This is a genomic window from Ruegeria sp. AN11 (genome assembly GCF_056536005.1).
The window spans coordinates 847,825-864,330 of record NZ_JBQFJD010000002.1 but is presented as its reverse complement, the minus strand read 5'-3'; the positions used below and the strand labels follow the sequence as shown (position 1 = coordinate 864,330).

General features: G+C 59.5%; 14 protein-coding genes. 8 read left to right on the top strand and 6 right to left on the bottom strand.

Annotated elements, in window-relative coordinates:
• Positions 1 to 27: 27 nt before the first annotated feature.
• Positions 28 to 1,704 (bottom strand): cytochrome D1 domain-containing protein, encoded by a 1,677-nt coding sequence (locus ACR3EQ_RS23795; RefSeq protein ID WP_170613995.1) that lies wholly within the window; start codon positions 1,702 to 1,704, stop codon positions 28 to 30.
• A gap of 235 nt (positions 1,705 to 1,939) precedes the next feature.
• Between ACR3EQ_RS23795 and ACR3EQ_RS23790 the strand changes: the two genes are divergently transcribed.
• From ACR3EQ_RS23790 to ACR3EQ_RS23760, 7 genes are all read left to right on the top strand, one after another.
• Complete coding sequence (locus tag ACR3EQ_RS23790) at positions 1,940 to 3,121, top strand: NnrS family protein (RefSeq protein ID WP_170613994.1); 1,182 nt, start codon at positions 1,940 to 1,942, stop codon at positions 3,119 to 3,121.
• A gap of 99 nt (positions 3,122 to 3,220) precedes the next feature.
• Positions 3,221 to 3,670: a c-type cytochrome gene (locus ACR3EQ_RS23785; protein ID WP_170613993.1), complete on the top strand. Its 450-nt coding sequence runs from the start codon at positions 3,221 to 3,223 to the stop codon at positions 3,668 to 3,670.
• A gap of 16 nt (positions 3,671 to 3,686) precedes the next feature.
• Positions 3,687 to 5,054, top strand: coding sequence for a cbb3-type cytochrome c oxidase subunit I (locus ACR3EQ_RS23780; RefSeq protein ID WP_170613992.1), 1,368 nt, complete (start codon positions 3,687 to 3,689; stop codon positions 5,052 to 5,054).
• Positions 5,055 to 5,059: 5 nt separating this feature from the next.
• Positions 5,060 to 5,869, top strand: a complete 810-nt coding sequence (locus tag ACR3EQ_RS23775) for a CbbQ/NirQ/NorQ/GpvN family protein (protein ID WP_170613991.1) — start codon at positions 5,060 to 5,062, stop codon at positions 5,867 to 5,869.
• Between the two features lie 9 nt (positions 5,870 to 5,878).
• Positions 5,879 to 7,801, top strand: coding sequence for a nitric oxide reductase activation protein NorD (locus ACR3EQ_RS23770; RefSeq protein WP_480492341.1), 1,923 nt, complete (start codon positions 5,879 to 5,881; stop codon positions 7,799 to 7,801).
• Positions 7,798 to 8,346, top strand: coding sequence for a cytochrome c oxidase subunit 3 (locus tag ACR3EQ_RS23765; RefSeq protein ID WP_170613989.1), 549 nt, complete (start codon positions 7,798 to 7,800; stop codon positions 8,344 to 8,346). The genes ACR3EQ_RS23770 and ACR3EQ_RS23765 overlap by 4 nt, the downstream gene beginning before the upstream one ends.
• Before the next feature lie 5 nt (positions 8,347 to 8,351).
• Positions 8,352 to 8,639, top strand: a complete 288-nt coding sequence (locus ACR3EQ_RS23760; RefSeq protein ID WP_170613988.1) for a cytochrome C oxidase subunit IV family protein — start codon at positions 8,352 to 8,354, stop codon at positions 8,637 to 8,639.
• 52 nt (positions 8,640 to 8,691) lie between these two features.
• Here ACR3EQ_RS23760 and hemA read toward each other — a convergent pair whose 3' ends face one another.
• Positions 8,692 to 9,915: a 5-aminolevulinate synthase gene (gene hemA, locus ACR3EQ_RS23755; RefSeq protein WP_170613975.1), complete on the bottom strand. Its 1,224-nt coding sequence runs from the start codon at positions 9,913 to 9,915 to the stop codon at positions 8,692 to 8,694.
• Between the two features lie 179 nt (positions 9,916 to 10,094).
• Here hemA and ACR3EQ_RS23750 point away from each other — a divergent pair, with 179 nt between their 5' ends.
• Positions 10,095 to 10,787, top strand: a complete 693-nt coding sequence (locus tag ACR3EQ_RS23750) for a Crp/Fnr family transcriptional regulator (protein ID WP_170613974.1) — start codon at positions 10,095 to 10,097, stop codon at positions 10,785 to 10,787.
• Positions 10,788 to 10,940: 153 nt separating this feature from the next.
• Here the strand turns inward: ACR3EQ_RS23750 and ACR3EQ_RS23745 are convergent, their stop codons facing one another.
• The 4 genes from ACR3EQ_RS23745 to ACR3EQ_RS23730 are packed head-to-tail and all read right to left on the bottom strand — an operon-like array spanning position 10,941 to position 16,501.
• On the bottom strand, positions 10,941 to 12,731 hold the full coding sequence (locus tag ACR3EQ_RS23745; protein WP_480492339.1) for an aminopeptidase P family protein: 1,791 nt from the start codon (positions 12,729 to 12,731) through the stop codon (positions 10,941 to 10,943).
• A complete protein-coding gene (locus tag ACR3EQ_RS23740) occupies positions 12,724 to 13,719 on the bottom strand; it encodes an ABC transporter ATP-binding protein (RefSeq protein ID WP_480492337.1) in 996 nt (331 codons plus the stop codon). The genes ACR3EQ_RS23745 and ACR3EQ_RS23740 overlap by 8 nt, the downstream gene beginning before the upstream one ends.
• Entirely contained in the window at positions 13,716 to 15,563 is a 1,848-nt protein-coding gene (locus ACR3EQ_RS23735) for a dipeptide/oligopeptide/nickel ABC transporter permease/ATP-binding protein (protein WP_480492335.1), read from the bottom strand. Before ACR3EQ_RS23735 ends, ACR3EQ_RS23740 begins: the two co-directional genes overlap by 4 nt.
• A complete protein-coding gene (locus ACR3EQ_RS23730) occupies positions 15,560 to 16,501 on the bottom strand; it encodes an ABC transporter permease (RefSeq protein WP_480492333.1) in 942 nt (313 codons plus the stop codon). Before ACR3EQ_RS23730 ends, ACR3EQ_RS23735 begins: the two co-directional genes overlap by 4 nt.
• Positions 16,502 to 16,506 lie beyond the last annotated feature (5 nt).

The window sequence follows — 16,506 nt, the reverse complement described above, 5'->3', positions numbered from 1 at the left end:
CCCTTTCCGGTTCTGGATGCGATCCCGTCAGGTGACGTGGTTCGAACGGTTGTAGACGTTGAACTTGCCGGTCGGGGCATAAAGCCCTTCGATGCGGCCAATTTCTTCCAGCGTCTTGGCGTCGAAGATCACGATCTGACCGTTGGGTTCTTTCGAATCCGACAGGTTCCATTTGGAAACCCAGACCTCGGTACCATCCGCGTTGAACTCGAAGTGAACAGCAGCGCTGCCTTCATCTTCGGTGATCTGGATGGTTTTCACGATCTCGCCGGTCTCTTTCGAGATGACCTGAACGGACTGCTGAATTTCCGGTTCCGGATGTTTGGTCTGGTCAGCCCAGATGTAATCCGAATTCGGGTGCGTGCGGATAAACAGGCCGGGGCCGTCGGTTTCCACTTCGTAGCAGACCTTCCAGGCATCGTCCGGACGGTTCTCTGGGTCGTTGCCCCAGACGGTCACGGCACCAACACCAAGGTGGGTTGTACCAGCAACCGGACCACAATTCGGGTCAACCCAGTTGGCACCCGGGCCGGGGTGCGGCAACGCGGCCGTGTCGATCATCGCCTCAAGCTTGTGAGTTTCGGTGTCGACGACAACCATCTTGTTCGACGCGTTCGCGGCGATCTGGAAGTAACGGCCTGTCGGGTCGAAGAACCCGTCATGCAGGAACTTGGCACTGTCGATCTTGTCGATCCGCAGGTTCTCAAGGTCGGTATAGTCGACCTGCCACAGCTGACCCAATTCCTTGATCGCGACAATCCAGGTTGGCTCGTTCGGTGTGGTGTAAATTGCGGCCACGCGGGCCTCTTCCACATAGTCCCCGTCCACGTTCACGCCGCGTGTCGATACAACTTTGACCGGTTCCATGGTCTGGGCATCGACGATTGCGAAATGCGGCGGCCAGTAACCACCACCGATGACGTATTTGCCATCGCCGGAAACGGCCACATCGCGGGCGTCATAGGCAATCTTGACTTCGGAAACCAACATATTCTCAGGTTTCTGCCAGAGGTCGATCTTGGTCATCTTGCCGTCGCGGCCCATGGTGTACCAGAAGCGGCCCGGATGTTCCGGTTCGGTAGTGCTGTGGTGTTCGGATGCTTTCAGAACGTGGACAGCGTAACCGGTCGGGATGTGTGTCAGCACTTCTTTGGTGTCGCCGTCGATCACGGCCACTTTACCTACGTCACGTTCGATGACGACAAAGAAGTTCTCCCAGTTGCGGCCATGCAGCGGTTCGGTCGGATAGTCGGCTTCTTCGACATAGACCTTGCGTGTCGCTTTCATCTGTTCCAGCGACATCTCAGGCGGCTTGGGGGCCTCCATCATAATGTATGTCGCCATGTCCTTGATTTCCTGCTCGGTCATGATGTCCGAGAAGTTGTTCATGCCGCCTTCGGTCCCCCAGGCGATGATCTTTTCAAGACGTTCCTGCCCAAGCGCGAGGGTGCCGCCTTCGGTCACGGTGCCATCGGCTGCGGTTTTCTTCCAGTGGGGTTCAAGGTTTTTGCCTGTGGCGCCTTTACGCAGAACGCCGTGGCAACCTGCGCATTGCTCGAAATAGAGCTGTTTGGACGATTCAAACGCTTCGTCGCTCAATGTTGGCTCTTCGGCGAAGACTGGTGCAGCGACGCTGCCCAGCAGCATCGCCAAACCGACCCCAAAGGCGCGGCCAGTTTTGTTGTAGCTGATTCCAAGTGACATGATCACTCTCCATTTGCTGGTGAGGCAGGCTGGAGACTGAAACATCACGGAGATGTTATCCTTGACCAAAGTCAACGGAAGGGACGGAAACGGGTTTGTACACAGACTGAAATGCAAAAATAATTCCTAATAAAAGAGGTGTTTCCGGGTCATGTTTTGCGACGGTTTTGATTTTGGTTAAGTCATCCGGGCCGCCGGGCTGCTACGTGTGGCAAAACGGTCTAGGAGAGCAGAAATGCCCACGATCATCACCCGTATTTTTGGTGAAGGATTCCGAGTTTTTTTCCTGTCTGCAGGTCTCTACGGCTTGTTTGTCGGCCTTGTCTGGGGGCTGTGGCTGGCGGTGCCGTATTTGGCACCGGATTACGGCATGACACCGCCTATGTGGCACGCGCATGAGATGATTTTCGGCTATGCCACAGCAGCTTTGGGAGGGTTCTTCCTGACCGCGGTGCCGAACTGGACCGGTGCGCCCGACGCGCGGGCTCGCTTCATCGCACTGGCGGCAGGGGTCTGGCTGGCCGGCCGGATGGCAATGTGGTTTTCCGGGATACTGCCGCCGCTTGTGGTCGCGGTTTTGGATCTGGCCTTTGTGCCAATTCTGGCAGCCAAGATCGCCACACTGCTCATCCGCCGTCCCAAGCCGCAGAACATGGTGTTTCTCCTGCTGCTAAGCCTCATCTGGGTCGCGAACCTGCTGACCCATCTGGAATGGGCTGGTATTACAAGCGACACACTGCAAACAGGTCTGCGAGCAGGCTTGCTGACACTCTGTGCGATGATCGCCATTCTGGGGGGCCGGATCACTCCCGCCTTTACACGCAATGCAATGAAACGCGCCGGAGAGCCCGAGGCGAACTGGCCGGTCTCGGTGGCGGGCCTGGACAAGGCGGGCATGATTCTGGCCTTGGTTCTGCCCTGTGGCGTTCTGGTATTGGGCGCGACGGGCACGGCCGGAGTGCTGGGGCTGGCCCTTGGCGGTGTGCAAATCCTGCGCATGTTGCGCTGGCGCATGATCTGGTCCGCGCGGCAGCCAATCCTGCTCGCGCTGCACCTGGGACTTGGAATGCTGGCGCTGGGGCTGATTCTTTGGGGGCTTGCGGCATTGGGTTTCGGCAACGAGGTTGCTGCGCTGCACGTTCTGGGCATCGGTTGCGTGGGCGGCATGACCCTTGCGGTCATGAGCCGAGCTGCGCTGGGGCACAGCGGACGGGATCTGATCGCACCCGGCCCGATGGTCGTGGCCTATGGACTGATGGCCGCGGCAGCGATCTCGCGCTGGATCGCGGCGGATATGGAATCTGGCTATCTAGTTGCGATGCTGCTGTCCGATGGTCTCTGGGTCAGCGCCTTTGTGCTGTATCTGATCGCCATGTGGCCTGCGCTGACGGGTCCACGGCTGGGGCACTCAAACTGAATCTGATTTCCTGTCGCAAGTCTTGACTTTCGTTAAGGCGATACCATGACCCACCCGCCATTCTGAGCAAACTAGCTAATCTGCGCAAAGGAGAGCGCGATGCGAGAAGTCATGACAAAGAGCATGGCTCGCAATATATTCTATGGCGGGTCACTGTTCTTCATTCTAATCTTTCTGGCCCTGTCGGCCCATTCCCACCTGTATATCGTCAATTCCGAAAACGCGGCAAAGCTTGACGAAAGTGTGGTTCGCGGCAAGCACGTCTGGGAAAAACACGCCTGCATCAACTGTCACTCGATTCTCGGCGAAGGGGCCTACTTCGCCCCGGAAGTCGGTAACGTGATGACCCGTTGGGGGGTGCTGGACGACCCGGAATCAGCCTTTGAATCCCTCAAGGGCTGGATGGAGGCGCAGCCGACCGGCATTCCCGGTCGCCGACAGATGCCCAATTTCAACCTCAGCGACGAAGAACTCCGCGACCTGACCAACTTCCTGATCTGGACGGACAATATCGACGCTCAGGGCTGGCCGCCCAACGAGGCAGGCTGAGAAAGGGACAAGGACAATGAAATACGAATCCCAAAAAATCGCCTACGCCTACTTCGCAGTGGCAATGGGCCTGTTCGCGATCCAGGTGATCGGCGGCCTGCTGGCCGGACTGATCTATGTATCGCCAAACTTCCTGAGTGAGCTTCTGCCGTTCAATATCGTGCGGATGCTTCACACCAACTCGCTGATCGTCTGGCTGATCCTGGGCTTCTTCGGCGCTGCTTACTTCCTGATCCCGGAAGAGGCCGAGCGCGAGATCCACTCGCCCAAGCTGGCCTATCTGCAGCTGATCATTCTGGTCGTCGGCACGCTGGGCGTGGTCGTGACCTATGTCTTCAACCTGTTCGAAGGCAACTGGCTGCTGGGCAAAGAAGGGCGCGAGTTCCTGGAACAGCCCAAATGGGTCAAGGCGGGTATCGTCGTGGCTGCGCTGATCTTCCTATACAACGTGTCGATGACCGTTCTGAAGGGCAAAAAGACCGCTATCACCAACATCCTTTTGTTGGGTCTGTGGGGTCTGGCGCTTTTGTTCCTGTTCGCTTTCTACAACCCCGGCAACCTGTCCTTGGACAAACAATACTGGTGGTACGTTGTCCACCTGTGGGTCGAAGGTGTGTGGGAACTGATCATGGCCTCGATCCTGGCCTATCTGATGCTCAAGCTGACCGGCGTTGACCGTGAGATCGTCGAGAAATGGCTCTATGTCATCGTTGCCGCGGCCCTGTTCTCAGGCATCCTCGGCACTGGCCACCACTACTACTGGATCGGTACGCCTGCGTACTGGCAGTGGATCGGTTCGATCTTCTCGAGCCTCGAGGTGATCCCGTTCTTCGCGATGATGGCCTTTGCCTTCGTCATGGTCTGGAAGGGCCGCCGTGACCACCCCAACAAGGCCGCCCTGTTGTGGTCGCTGGGCTGTGCCACGCTGGCGTTCTTCGGTGCCGGTGTCTGGGGCTTCCTGCACACGCTGCACGGGGTGAACTACTATACCCACGGCACACAGATCACCGCGGCTCACGGTCACCTTGCCTTCTACGGTGCCTATGTCTGCCTCAACCTGGCGATCTTCAGCTATGCCATGCCGATCCTCAAGAACCGCGATCCCTACAATCAGGTTCTCAACATGGCGTCCTTCTGGCTGATGACCAGCGGCATGGTCTTCATGACCTTCGTGCTGACCTTTGCCGGTACTGTTCAGACTCACATGCAACGGGTGGTCGGTGACTACTTCATGGATGTGCAGGATCAGATCGAGATCTTCTACTGGATGCGTCTTGGTTCTGGTCTGGTCGTGGTCCTTGGTGCGCTGCTGTTCATCTACTCGATCTGGGTTCCCCGGAAAGAGATCATTGAACCCGGCGCAGCCGAAACACCTGCGGAGTAATGGATATGGACGGCTCCATACAAATGGGAACGGGGGCGGCTGACGCCCCCTTCTACCTCCCCCAGGGCGACGAATGCGATGTGTTCGCCGCCGCCTATACCAACAACCTGCCGGTCTTGCTGAAAGGACCGACGGGCTGCGGCAAGACCCGCTTTGTGGCCCATATGGCCGCCAGCCTTGGCCGCCCGCTTTACACCGTGGCCTGCCATGATGACCTCGCTGCCGCCGACCTGATCGGCCGCTACTTGCTGAAAGGCGGCGAGACCGTCTGGGTCGATGGCCCCCTGACCCGCGCAGTACGTGAAGGTGCAATCTGCTACCTTGATGAGGTAGTCGAGGCTCGCAAGGACGTCACCGTCGTTCTGCACCCGCTGACCGACGACCGGCGCATCCTGCCGATCGACCGCACGGGCGAAGAGCTTGAGGCCGCACCCGGTTTCATGCTGGTGGCCTCGTACAACCCCGGTTACCAGAATATCCTGAAAACCCTGAAACCCTCGACCCGGCAGCGGTTCATCTCGCTGGAGTTCGACTTCCCGTCGCCCGAGATGGAGGCCGAGGTTGTCGCCCAGGAAAGCGGGCTGGCGCTGGAGCGCTGCAAACCGCTGATCCGGCTGGCGAACAAGCTGCGCGGGCTCAAGGGTCAGGATCTTGAGGAAGGTGTTTCCACTCGTCTGGTTGTCTATGCGGCGACGCTGATCGCACAGGGCATGTCCACCGACCGCGCCATCCTTGCCGCAATGATCGAACCTCTGACTGATGATGAGGACATCAAACGCGGGCTCCTCGATCTTGTCACGGCTGTCTTTGGGTGAGGCCGGCCGATGGTCAGGATCGAATTTGAGCCATGGGAACCCGAAGAAACGATCGGGAAACTGTGGCACACCCTTGCCAGCCGCCTCGATGCACCTGAGGTGCATGTTGGAGCCGCGGTCGACCTCTCTGAGGTCGCGGGGCGGCTGGCAGTCCTCTTCCGGGGACTGGGGGGCAGTCCGGGCGTCGAATTGCGCCCGGTCTCTCCTGAAGTTTCGCGCCACCGTCTCGGCTGGCGCCGCCGTCTGGCGACCGAAACCGAACTGATGCCGCGCGCGTCGTTCGACGGGGAAGTACTGCGCTTGCCGGACCGGCTGGCCGTATTCCCCGCGCGCGAAGCAAACGGCGCGCTTTATGTCTGGCTGGCCGCAACTGCCGCCCATGCCGCAACAAGAATTGACGAAGACGATCCTCTGCGCGGCGACCTGCGCGCACTGGTCGCTGCCCGGCACATGGTCGAGGCGACATTGGAAAATGCCCCCGGTCTGCGCCCGCTGTACGCTGAACTCTGCAAGGGCGTTCTGTATCAACGGAACATACCCGGCCTGCCACCGCTCGAGGCGGCGGTCGAAGAGGTTGTCCGCAACATGCTGGGTGACCCCACGCCCCTGTCACCGCAAGCCCAAGAGCTTTTGGCACTGAGTGACGATCTCACCGCCCCGCGCGGCTATCAGCATTTCCGCCCGGTCCCGCTGTGGCCCGAGTTGCGCGCCGTCGGGTTTTCCGAACATAACGAGGTTGAAAACCCGGATACAGAAGGCCCACCCGAAGAATCCGGTGAAAAGACCCACCGCGCGCGGCGCCGAAAATCTGACCAGGCTTCGCGCAGCGACAGTTTCATCCTGCACAAGTTCGAAGCAATACTCAGTTGGGCCGAGTTTTTGAACATCAACCGTCGTATCGACGATGATGACCCCGACAACGCGAAGAAAGCGGCCGACGATCAGGAGGAGATCGGCCTCGGTCAGATCTCCAAGGCGCCGCCGACCAAGTTAAAACTCCACCTCGATCTCGCGCCAGAAGACGTGAACCGAGAACGCCTGTCAGGCCGCACCCTCTATCCTGAATGGGACGTGCGCACCGGTCAATACCTGCCCGACCACGTCAACGTTCTGCTGTCCGACGCCGATATCCGCGAGGATGCAGCCGAGTTCGGCAAGGACCCCGCCACGGCCCGCCGCATTCGTGCCGTCAAACGCCAGTTCGAAGCCCTGCGCCCCGGTCGGGTCATGACCAGAGGTCATCTGGACGGTGATCAACTCGACATCGAAGCCGCCGTGCGGGCTGCTACCGACCGTCTCGCAAGCGGGGAAAGCAACGAACGCGTCTGGATGCAATCCCGCCCCGAGGCCCGCGATCTGGCGGTGTCGATCTTGCTGGATGTCAGCCGCTCGACCGAAAGCGCCGTCGCCGGCCGCGCTGTGATCGACATAGAACGCGAGGCGCTGGCGGCGCTGGCCTGGGGCCTGAATGCCTGCGGCGACGATTTCGCCATCCACGCCTTCAGTTCGCTGAAACGCGAACGCGTATACGTTCAGCGTTGCAAACGATTTGACGAACCCATGGGGCCGAAGGTCGAGCAACGTATCGCTTCGCTGCGACCGGGGCACTACACCCGGCTCGGAGCCGCAATTCGCCACTGTTCTGCCGATCTGGCCGCGCAATCTCGCAAGCGCCGCCTGCTTCTGGTCATCACCGATGGCAAACCCAACGACCTTGACCATTACGAGGGCCGCCACGGGATCGAGGATACCTGTATGGCCGTGCGCGAAGCCCGCCGTGCCGGTCATTCGGTCTTTGGCGTCACCATCGACAAGACCGGCAAAAGCTGGTTCCCGCGCATGTTCGGGCAGGGTGGCTTTGCCGTCATCCCGGACCCGCACCGGCTGACAATGGCCCTGCCGCAAATCTACCGACAACTGGTCGGCGCATGAGCGACACCACCCTGATCGACGAACTGCCCGGCGAATTGCTGATGTGGGTGCTGATCATCAGTGAACTGCTGGTGTTTGGGGCAGGGCTGATCGCCTTCATGGGCGTGCGTCTGACTGACCCCGCAGGATTTGCCGAAGCCCAGTCGCATCTTCACCGCACCGGAGCTGCATTGAACACCATCGTTCTTGTCACGTCTGGCTATCTGGCCGCACAGGCACTGCGCTGGCGGCGGGATGCCCGCCGGAATACCGCCCGATTGGCCCTGTTGGGTGCGTCCCTGCTGGGACTGGTTTTCCTTGTCATCAAAGGGGTGGAATATGCCGGCAAAGCAGCGCAGGGTATCAGCTACGAAACCCACCCGTTCTTTCTCTTCTATTATCTGCTGACCGGATTTCACGCCGCACATGTGCTGGCCGGAGCCTTCATCCTCCTGCTGGTCGCCTGGCGGGATGAACCCCGAAATGTCGAGGCAGGCGCCCAGTTCTGGCACATGGTCGACCTGGTTTGGATCATGCTGTTCCCGGTCATCTACCTGCTGGGATGAACATCATGGCCGCCTCTTCATCTTTTCCCAAATACTCCCGCCGGAGGCTCCCGAACCCGCTAACAAAGGCCTGGCTTGGACTACTGGCGCTCAGCCTGGCATCCGCGCTTCTGACCCTGCTGCCTGCGGCGCCTGCGACAATAGGGGGTGGAATCCTGCTTTTGGCTTTGCTCAAGGCGCGCCTCATCCTCGCGCGCTACCTCGACCTGACGGACAGCCCCGGCTGGCTACGAGGCTTTACGATGGTATTGACCGGGTTTTCAGTCACGGTTTTTGGCCTCTACCTGGTATGATAGAAAAAGCCGCCCGAAAGGGCGGCCATTTTATACAATTTTCAAGCCGGTATCACTGCGCGGCCATCGGCCGCCGGGCAATCTGACAGCGTTGCCACAGCGCGGACAGTGCGCCGACAAGATGATCGATATCTGCGTCAGTATGGACGGGCGACGGCGTGATCCGAAGACGCTCGGTGCCTTTGGGAACGGTCGGATAGTTGATCGGCTGGATATAAATGCCGAATTCTTCCAACAGCGTGTCCGAAATGAATTTGCATTTCACCGGATCACCCACCATCACCGGAATGATGTGACTGGGGTTGGGAAGATGCGGGATGCCTTCGGCATCCAGTCTGGCCCGGACCTGTTCCACACGGGCCTTCTGCAAACCGCGCTCGGCGTTCGACTGTTTCAGATGCCGAATTGATGCCGCTGCCCCGGCTGCAATCGCCGGCGGCAGGGCGGTCGTAAAGATGAATCCACTGGCGAAGCTGCGCACGAAATCGCATAAGGCGACCGACGCTGCGATATAACCGCCCACTACTCCGAACGCTTTGCCAAGCGTGCCTTCGATGACGGTCAGGCGGTCCATCAGCCCTTCACGTTCGGCGATGCCGCCGCCACGTGGACCATAGAGGCCAACGGCGTGAACTTCATCCAGGTAAGTCATCGCCCCGTACTTGTCGGCCAGGTCGCAGATCTCTTTGATCGGGGCGATATCCCCGTCCATTGAGTAAACGGATTCAAAGGCGATCATCTTGGGCGCATCGGGGTCAGCGGCGGCCAGTTTGGCCTCGAGATCGGCAAGGTCGTTGTGTTGCCAGATCACCTTTTGCGCCCGTGAGTGGCGAATGCCCTCGATCATCGAGGCATGATTCAGCGCGTCGGAGAACACGATCAGACCAGGAATTTTCGCCGCAAGTGTACCAAGCGCGGCCCAGTTCGAAACGTAACCGGACGTAAACAGCAGCGCGGCTTCTTTCCCGTGCAGGTCAGCCAGTTCCGCCTCGAGCAACACATGATCGTGGGTTGTGCCGGAAATGTTGCGCGTTCCACCCGCACCTGCGCCGCAGCGATTCAACGCATTTTGCATCGCGTTGATCACATCCGGATGCTGACCCATGCCCAGATAGTCGTTCGAGCACCAGATCCGCACATCGCGCTGGATATCGCCATCGGTTTGCCGCGCATTTGGAAAAGCGCCGCGGTGGCGTTGCAAATCGATGAAAACCCTGTAGTTTCCCTCATCCCGCAATGCGTCGAGGCTTTGACTAAAAAATCGCTCGTAGTCCATGGTGTGTGCTCCCCGGATTGCTGGCTTTGCAGCGAGGTTAATCGCTGCGGCCGAGGCGTGACATGACAATAGTCAAGTTGGTGGGCGGGAAAGGGCTGGTGCCTGGGCGATGGCTTTGGCATAGCCATAAAGCAAGGAAAATACCGGTCGGAGACCCGGCCTGAAAAAGGGGAATATTCGTGGCCCATGAAGCCGAAAAGGCAGTTGCCCGGCAGTCTTTGCTGCTCAGGAGCTTGCCAGAGCAACATGTAGATACGTTACTGAGCCAAGCCATCTGGCGCGAATACGACCGTGGGGAAACCATCTTTCTGCAGGAAGAGACGGCTCAGGCCGTTCACGTGGTTCTGGCTGGGTGGATCAAACTGTTCCGGATGTCTCCGTCCGGTGCCGAGGCAGTGGTCAGCGTTTTCACCAAGGGCGAAAGCTTTGGCGAGGCGGTGGCGTTGCGCAATATGCCCTATCCGGTCTCTGCCGAGGCCGTGTCGCGTTGTCAGGTGATGCATATCCCGATCCCTGTGCTGATATCTCTGATGAAGGAAGACCCCGAAATCGGTATCTCGATACTGGCGGCAACATTTACGCACCTGCATTCACTGGTGGCGCAGTTGGAGCAACTGAAGGCGCAAACCGGGGCACAGAGGGTGGCAAAATTCCTGCTGGGTCTTTGCGATCGCGACAGCGGTGCCTGCGAGGTGGTGCTGCCCTATGACAAGATGCTGATCGCCGGACGCCTTGGAATGAAGCCCGAAAGCCTGAGCCGCGCATTTTCGCGCCTCAAGGCAACCGGAGTCGTCATCGATCGCAACCACGCGCGGATTTCAGATGTCACTTCTCTTCTGGAATATGCTGAAAGCGACCCGATGGACAAATGACCGGACTGTCCTGTCACTTCGCTGATTAAGCCTGAACTTTGTCTTCCCATCATGCAAGTTTCTTACATGGCTTCGACCCGTTTTGAGCCGGGGCCCTGTGCACAAGTTCCATTCCGGAATATTTGGAACCGTTGCGAGGTACTGAACAACCCGTCAAGCAATGGCTGCGCAGGCTCTCTCGGCCCATGCACGCCCGGCGGGTGATTGCTGCGAACTGATCCGGCGCAGGACCTCGGCGTTATATGCGTTCAGCCAGCTTCGTTCCGCTTGGGACAACTTGTCAGTAAGCAGCATATCAGTCTGGATCGGTATCCATGTGAGGTTGGAAAACACCATGAAGCCATCGTCCTCTTCGACGATCTCGAACAGGTTTTCGATACGAATGCCGAACCGGCCCATCTCATAATACCCCGGCTCGATGGACAGGATCATACCCGGCACAAGATCCACCGGGTTGTATGGCTTGCCTATACGCTGCGGGTGTTCGTGTACGGAAAGGCGATGCCCGATGCCATGTCCGGTTCCGTGATCATAGTCCAACCCCAGATCCCACAAAGGGCGGCGGCAGATGGCGTCGATGTGGTGGCCCTGTGTGCCGGGTGGAAACCGCAGTGTTGCTAGGGCGTGGAACGCTTTAAACACGGCGGTATAGGCGCGGTCATACCCATCGGGCCTGACCTTTCCGAAGGCAAAGCTGCGGGTGGCGTCGGTTGTGCCGGTCTCATACTGGCCGCCGGAATCCAGCAGATATGTCCCTTCAGGGTCAATTGTTGCCGCATCCTCCGGAATGGTCGCGTAATGGCACATGGCAGCATTCGCACCCGCGGCCGAAATGGTATTGAAGCTTTCCTCAAGATGCCCGGCACGGTCGCGGCGGCAGGACTGAATTTTGTCTTTTGCTTCACGCTCGGTCACTTGTCTGTTGAGAGAGGCTCGCGCGGGGACCTCAGCGTGTAGCCAACCACAGAACTCGGTCCACGCGATGGCGTCTTCAACGTGACAAGCACGCAGGCCTTCTATTTCCGTTGGATTTTTCCGGGCCTTGGACAGCGTCAGCGGACTGCTGGCCGCTCGACCTTGTGCAGATGACCGGTCGAGGGCCAGACGCACCGCAGCCGGGGAAAATTCGGCATCGTATTGCACGCACGCGCCACGACCCGACAACTCCGAAAGGGTCGGTAGAAATGCTGCTGGCGGATGCAGCGTCACGGTGTCGGGCAGATGATCGCAGATTTCTGGGCTGAATTTTTTGGTTTCGACGAACCAGTCAACCTGACCCGATGAACGCGCCAACAAAAAAGACTGTGGAACCGGACAATAAGCCACATCCGAACCGCGCACATTGAGAAGCCATGCTATGTTGTCCGGCTGTGTTTCCACCAGCAGATCGACCTCGCCGCTTTGCAGGGTTGCGACAAGCTGAGAGATCTTTTCATCCGCGCCTACACCCGTGAATTGTGTCGGAAAGGCAGAGATGATGCCGTTGGGCGGCGCGGGCTGATTGGGCCAGATCGCGTCAACAGGGTTGTCTTCAACGGCGACAAAACGGGCGCGCGATCCATTCAGCGCATCCGTGAAGCGGTCATGCAAAACGGGCGGCAGGTGCATGGCGTCAAACCCGACGGACCAGCCCTGTTCGGCAACGGTGGCCAGCCAGAATTCAGGCGGCTCGTCGTGCAGATGGTGATGCGAGAACAAAGGTTCCGGGCATTGATTGGCAGCCTGAACCACATATCGTCCATCAACAAACATGGCGACAGTGTCACCTGTCACGATGGCCAGTCCGGCAGTACCGGTGAAGCCGGTCACATAGGCCAGCCGTTCGTCATGCGGCGCGACGTATTCGGCCTGATGCGCATCGTAGCGGGGCAGAACAAATGCATTAAGACCACGGGTGCGCATCTCGTCGCGCAGGGCTAAAACGATCCGAGCGCGGTCAGGCATGGGCGTTGATCTCTTTGACGTGGTGGCAGGCGACCCGGCCGCGATTTTCGAACGGCATCAGGGCAGGAGTATCGGTCCTGCAAATCTCGGATGCGTGGCGACAGCGGACATGGAACGGGCAGCCCGATGGCATGTTCAGGGGCGAGGGCAACTCTCCTTCAAGCGGGATGGCCTTGCCCCGATCATCCGGGTTCAGGGATGGCGCGGCAGACAAAAGCGCCTGCCTGTAGGGATGGGCAGGGGCGGAGAACAATGTCTCGCTATCGCCGATTTCGACGATCCGGCCCAGATAGATCACCGCAACGCGATTTGACACATGCCGCACCAGTCGCAGGTCGTGAGCCACAAACAGGATGGTCAGGCCCAGTTTTTGCTGCAGGTCCAGCAGCAAGTTGACCACCTGCGCCTGCACCGACACATCCAGCGCCGAAACCAGTTCATCCGCAATCAGCACTTCGGGCTCGACCGCCAGTGCGCGGGCAATGGCGATGCGCTGTCGCTGGCCACCGGAAAACTCGTGCGGCAGTTTGTGCTGAGCGTCCTGAGGCAGACGCACAAGGTCCAGCAGTTCCGCGACACGGGCGGGGATGTTCGCTTTGGTGCGCATGTCGTGGACCGCCAACGCCTCGGACAGAATCTGGCCCGTTGTCATGCGTGGGTTCAGCGAGGAATAGGGGTCCTGGAACATCATCTGAACGCGCCGGTTGTAACTGCGGTCGCCGCCTGCATCTTCGAAGATATCCTGCCCCTCGAAACGGATCGTCCCGTCACTGGGGCTATGCAATCGAACGATGCAGCGGGCCAGCGTGGATTTCCCGCAACCGGATTCGCCGACGACGCCAAGCGTTTCACCCCGGATAAGATCCAGGCTGACGCCATTCAGCGCCCGCACCACGCGACCCGGCCGGCCGGTGGCAAGATCAGAAAGGCTGCGACCCAGGGCAAACCGCTGATGCAGGTCGCGTATTTCGATCACGGCATTGTTCATGCGGCGTTTCCTTCGGCCTTGGTCACAGGGTTGAAGCAGGCCACCTGCCTGCTGTCCGCGATCACCGACAGAACCGGGCGGTCCTGCTGGCAGGGCTGGATGCAGGCCTCGCAGCGTGGCGCAAAGGCGCATCCCTGCGGAAGCGCGTCCAGAGATGGAGGAACACCCGGCACGGAATAAAGCGGCGTCCGAGGTGTAAGATTTTCCGGAACCGAGCGCATCAGGCCAACTGTGTAAGGATGGCGGGGTTCGCGCAGCACATCCCGAACCGGCCCCTGTTCGACGATCCGGCCTGCATAAATAACCGCCACGTTGTCACAGGTTTGGGCGACCACGCCCAGATCATGAGTGACAAGGACGACGCCCATTTCCATCTCGTCCGCCAGACGCAGAATCAGATCGAGGATCTGCGCCTGAATGGTCACATCCAGCGCCGTAGTCGGCTCATCCGCCAGCAGCAACCTGGGGTTGGCGGCCAGTGCGATTGCGATCATGACCCGTTGGCGCATACCACCGGAGAACTGGTGCGGGTAATCCCTGAGCCTTTGCGCCGCCGAGGGGATACCGACCAGATCCAGCATCTCGACCGCCCGGTCGCGCCGGGCTTTTCCGGACAGATCCGTATGTGCGCGCAATGTCTCCTCCAGTTGCAGACCCACTGTCAGCAATGGGTTCAGCGAGGTCATGGGTTCCTGAAAGATCATCGCGATCTCGCGCCCCTGGACCTGCCGCAGAGCGCGGTCCGGCAGCGGCACCAGATCGCGGCCCTGCCAGCGGACCTGCCCGCTGACATCGCCATAACGCCGCGCCAGTCCGATGATCGAGCGCAGGGTGACGCTTTTGCCCGAACTGCTTTCACCGACCAGCCCCAGAACCTCGCCACGAGCCACGCTGAAGCTGACGTCGCGCAGGGCCGGCAGTTCCCGGCCGTTGCGGTGGAAAGTGGTGTTAAGCCCCTGAACCTCGAGGATGGGAGTTCGTTCAGTCATCTCTTTTCCCCGTGGTCTCAGCAGATCGGCCAGCCCGTCGCCCAGCAGCGAAAAGCCAAGGCCCGTCAAAACGATTGCCAAACCGGGCATCAGGCTGAGCCACCATGCGGTCGAGATGAAATTGCGCCCCTCGGCGATCAGCACGCCCCATTCCGCCTGCGGTGGCTGCGCGCCCAACCCAAGATAGCCCAGCGACGAACCCAGCAAGATCACCAGCGCCATGTCAGTCATCCAGTAGACAATGACCGGGGTGATGGCATTGGGCAGCAGGTGACGGAAGATGATGCGCCGGTCGGAATAGCCCATGACGACCCCGGCGGCCGCATAGTCATTGCCCATCTGCGCGATCACCTCGGCTCGCATCAGACGCGCGTAATAGACCCAGTAGACCACTGATATGGCGATATACATGTTGATAAGGCCCGGCCCCAAAACGGCGACTACCGCGATCACCAGCACCAGAAATGGAAATGTGATGACCGCATCGACGATCCGTCCGAAGATCAGATCGGCAATGCTCCGGTAATATCCGACCAGAGCTCCGATGATGACACCCGTCACCAGAGCAAAAACTGTGCCGAAGATCGCCATTTGCATATTGACCTGATAAGCCCAGATCACGCGGGACAAGCTGTCACGGCCTAGCAGGTCGGTGCCGAACGGGTGCTCCCATGATGGCGGCTGACGCACCGCCAGATAGTCAATTGCATTTGGATCGTAAGGAGCAAACGCTCCGGGAAAGATGGCCAGCAGGGTCGATAACCCGATGATCAGCAAACCGGCCACAAAACCCGGCTTGCGCAAGGCGGCGCGGGCAAGGGATGGGCGGTCGGCTGTGAAAGGCACGTCACTCATTGCAGGCGCATCCTTGGGTCCAGGCGGCTTTGGAACAGGTCCGTCATCAGAAAGACCAGCGAAACCAGAAGCGCGAAGGTCAGGGTCAGCCCCTGTATCAGCGGGTAGTCGCGCGCAAAGATCGCTTCCAGCATCAGCCGTCCCATTCCGGGCACCGCAAAGACAGTCTCGGTAACCAGCGTTCCGCTCATCAGATTGCCGATGGACAGGCCCAGCAGGGTGACCGTGGAGATCAGCGCGTTGCGCAACACGTGACGGCCAAGGATCAGGCGCGGCGGCAGACCCTTGGCGCGGGCGAACTGGACATACTCGGCATCCAGAACCTCGATAATCGCGCTGCGCAAGTTCCGCATGATCATGGCCGAAGTATAAAGCGCCACGGTCACCGAAGGCAGAAACAGGTGATAGAGACGCTCACCAAACGTGTCGCCATAGCCACCCACCGGGAACAGGCGCAACTGCGCCGCCAAAAAGGTCAGCAGAACCAGTCCGATGTAAAACACCGGCATCGACAGGCCGATCTGGAACACAGTGCGGATCACCGCATCGGGCCAGCGGCCGCGATTGAGCGCCGCGACAAAGGCCAGCGGACCAGCGATGATCAGGGATAGCACAACCGAGTAAATCGTCAGGAAAACCGTGATCGGCAATCGATCGGCAATGACGCCCACGACATCCGTCCGCATCAGGATCGAACGGCCCAGATCGCCCTGCAGAGTATTGGTCAGAAACAGCCAGAATTGCACTGGCATCGGTTCCGTCAGACCCAGTCTTTCCCGGATTGCAGCAATATCGGCGTCAGATGCGCGGTCCCCGGCCATGGCGATGGCCGGATCACCGGGCAACAGGCGCACCAGCATAAATATGATGATCATGACCAGAAAGAAGGTCGGGATCATCAGCAAAAGCCGTTTGAAGATGTAGGACAGGCTGGACAATTCGA

What these genes read in the sequence shown, in the direction of transcription:
- ACR3EQ_RS23795 (WP_170613995.1), bottom strand. Translation starts at nt 1,704, where the DNA reads ATGTCACTTGGAATCAGCTACAACAAAACTGGCCGCGCCTTTGGGGTC.
- ACR3EQ_RS23760 (WP_170613988.1), top strand. Translation starts at nt 8,352, where the DNA reads ATGGCCGCCTCTTCATCTTTTCCCAAATACTCCCGCCGGAGGCTCCCG.
- hemA (WP_170613975.1), bottom strand. Translation starts at nt 9,915, where the DNA reads ATGGACTACGAGCGATTTTTTAGTCAAAGCCTCGACGCATTGCGGGAT.
- ACR3EQ_RS23735 (WP_480492335.1), bottom strand. Translation starts at nt 15,563, where the DNA reads ATGAGTGACGTGCCTTTCACAGCCGACCGCCCATCCCTTGCCCGCGCC.
- ACR3EQ_RS23770 (WP_480492341.1), top strand. Translation starts at nt 5,879, where the DNA reads ATGGTCAGGATCGAATTTGAGCCATGGGAACCCGAAGAAACGATCGGG.
- ACR3EQ_RS23740 (WP_480492337.1), bottom strand. Translation starts at nt 13,719, where the DNA reads ATGAACAATGCCGTGATCGAAATACGCGACCTGCATCAGCGGTTTGCC.
- ACR3EQ_RS23780 (WP_170613992.1), top strand. Translation starts at nt 3,687, where the DNA reads ATGAAATACGAATCCCAAAAAATCGCCTACGCCTACTTCGCAGTGGCA.
- ACR3EQ_RS23745 (WP_480492339.1), bottom strand. Translation starts at nt 12,731, where the DNA reads ATGCCTGACCGCGCTCGGATCGTTTTAGCCCTGCGCGACGAGATGCGC.
- ACR3EQ_RS23790 (WP_170613994.1), top strand. Translation starts at nt 1,940, where the DNA reads ATGCCCACGATCATCACCCGTATTTTTGGTGAAGGATTCCGAGTTTTT.
- ACR3EQ_RS23775 (WP_170613991.1), top strand. Translation starts at nt 5,060, where the DNA reads ATGGACGGCTCCATACAAATGGGAACGGGGGCGGCTGACGCCCCCTTC.
- ACR3EQ_RS23785 (WP_170613993.1), top strand. Translation starts at nt 3,221, where the DNA reads ATGCGAGAAGTCATGACAAAGAGCATGGCTCGCAATATATTCTATGGC.
- ACR3EQ_RS23765 (WP_170613989.1), top strand. Translation starts at nt 7,798, where the DNA reads ATGAGCGACACCACCCTGATCGACGAACTGCCCGGCGAATTGCTGATG.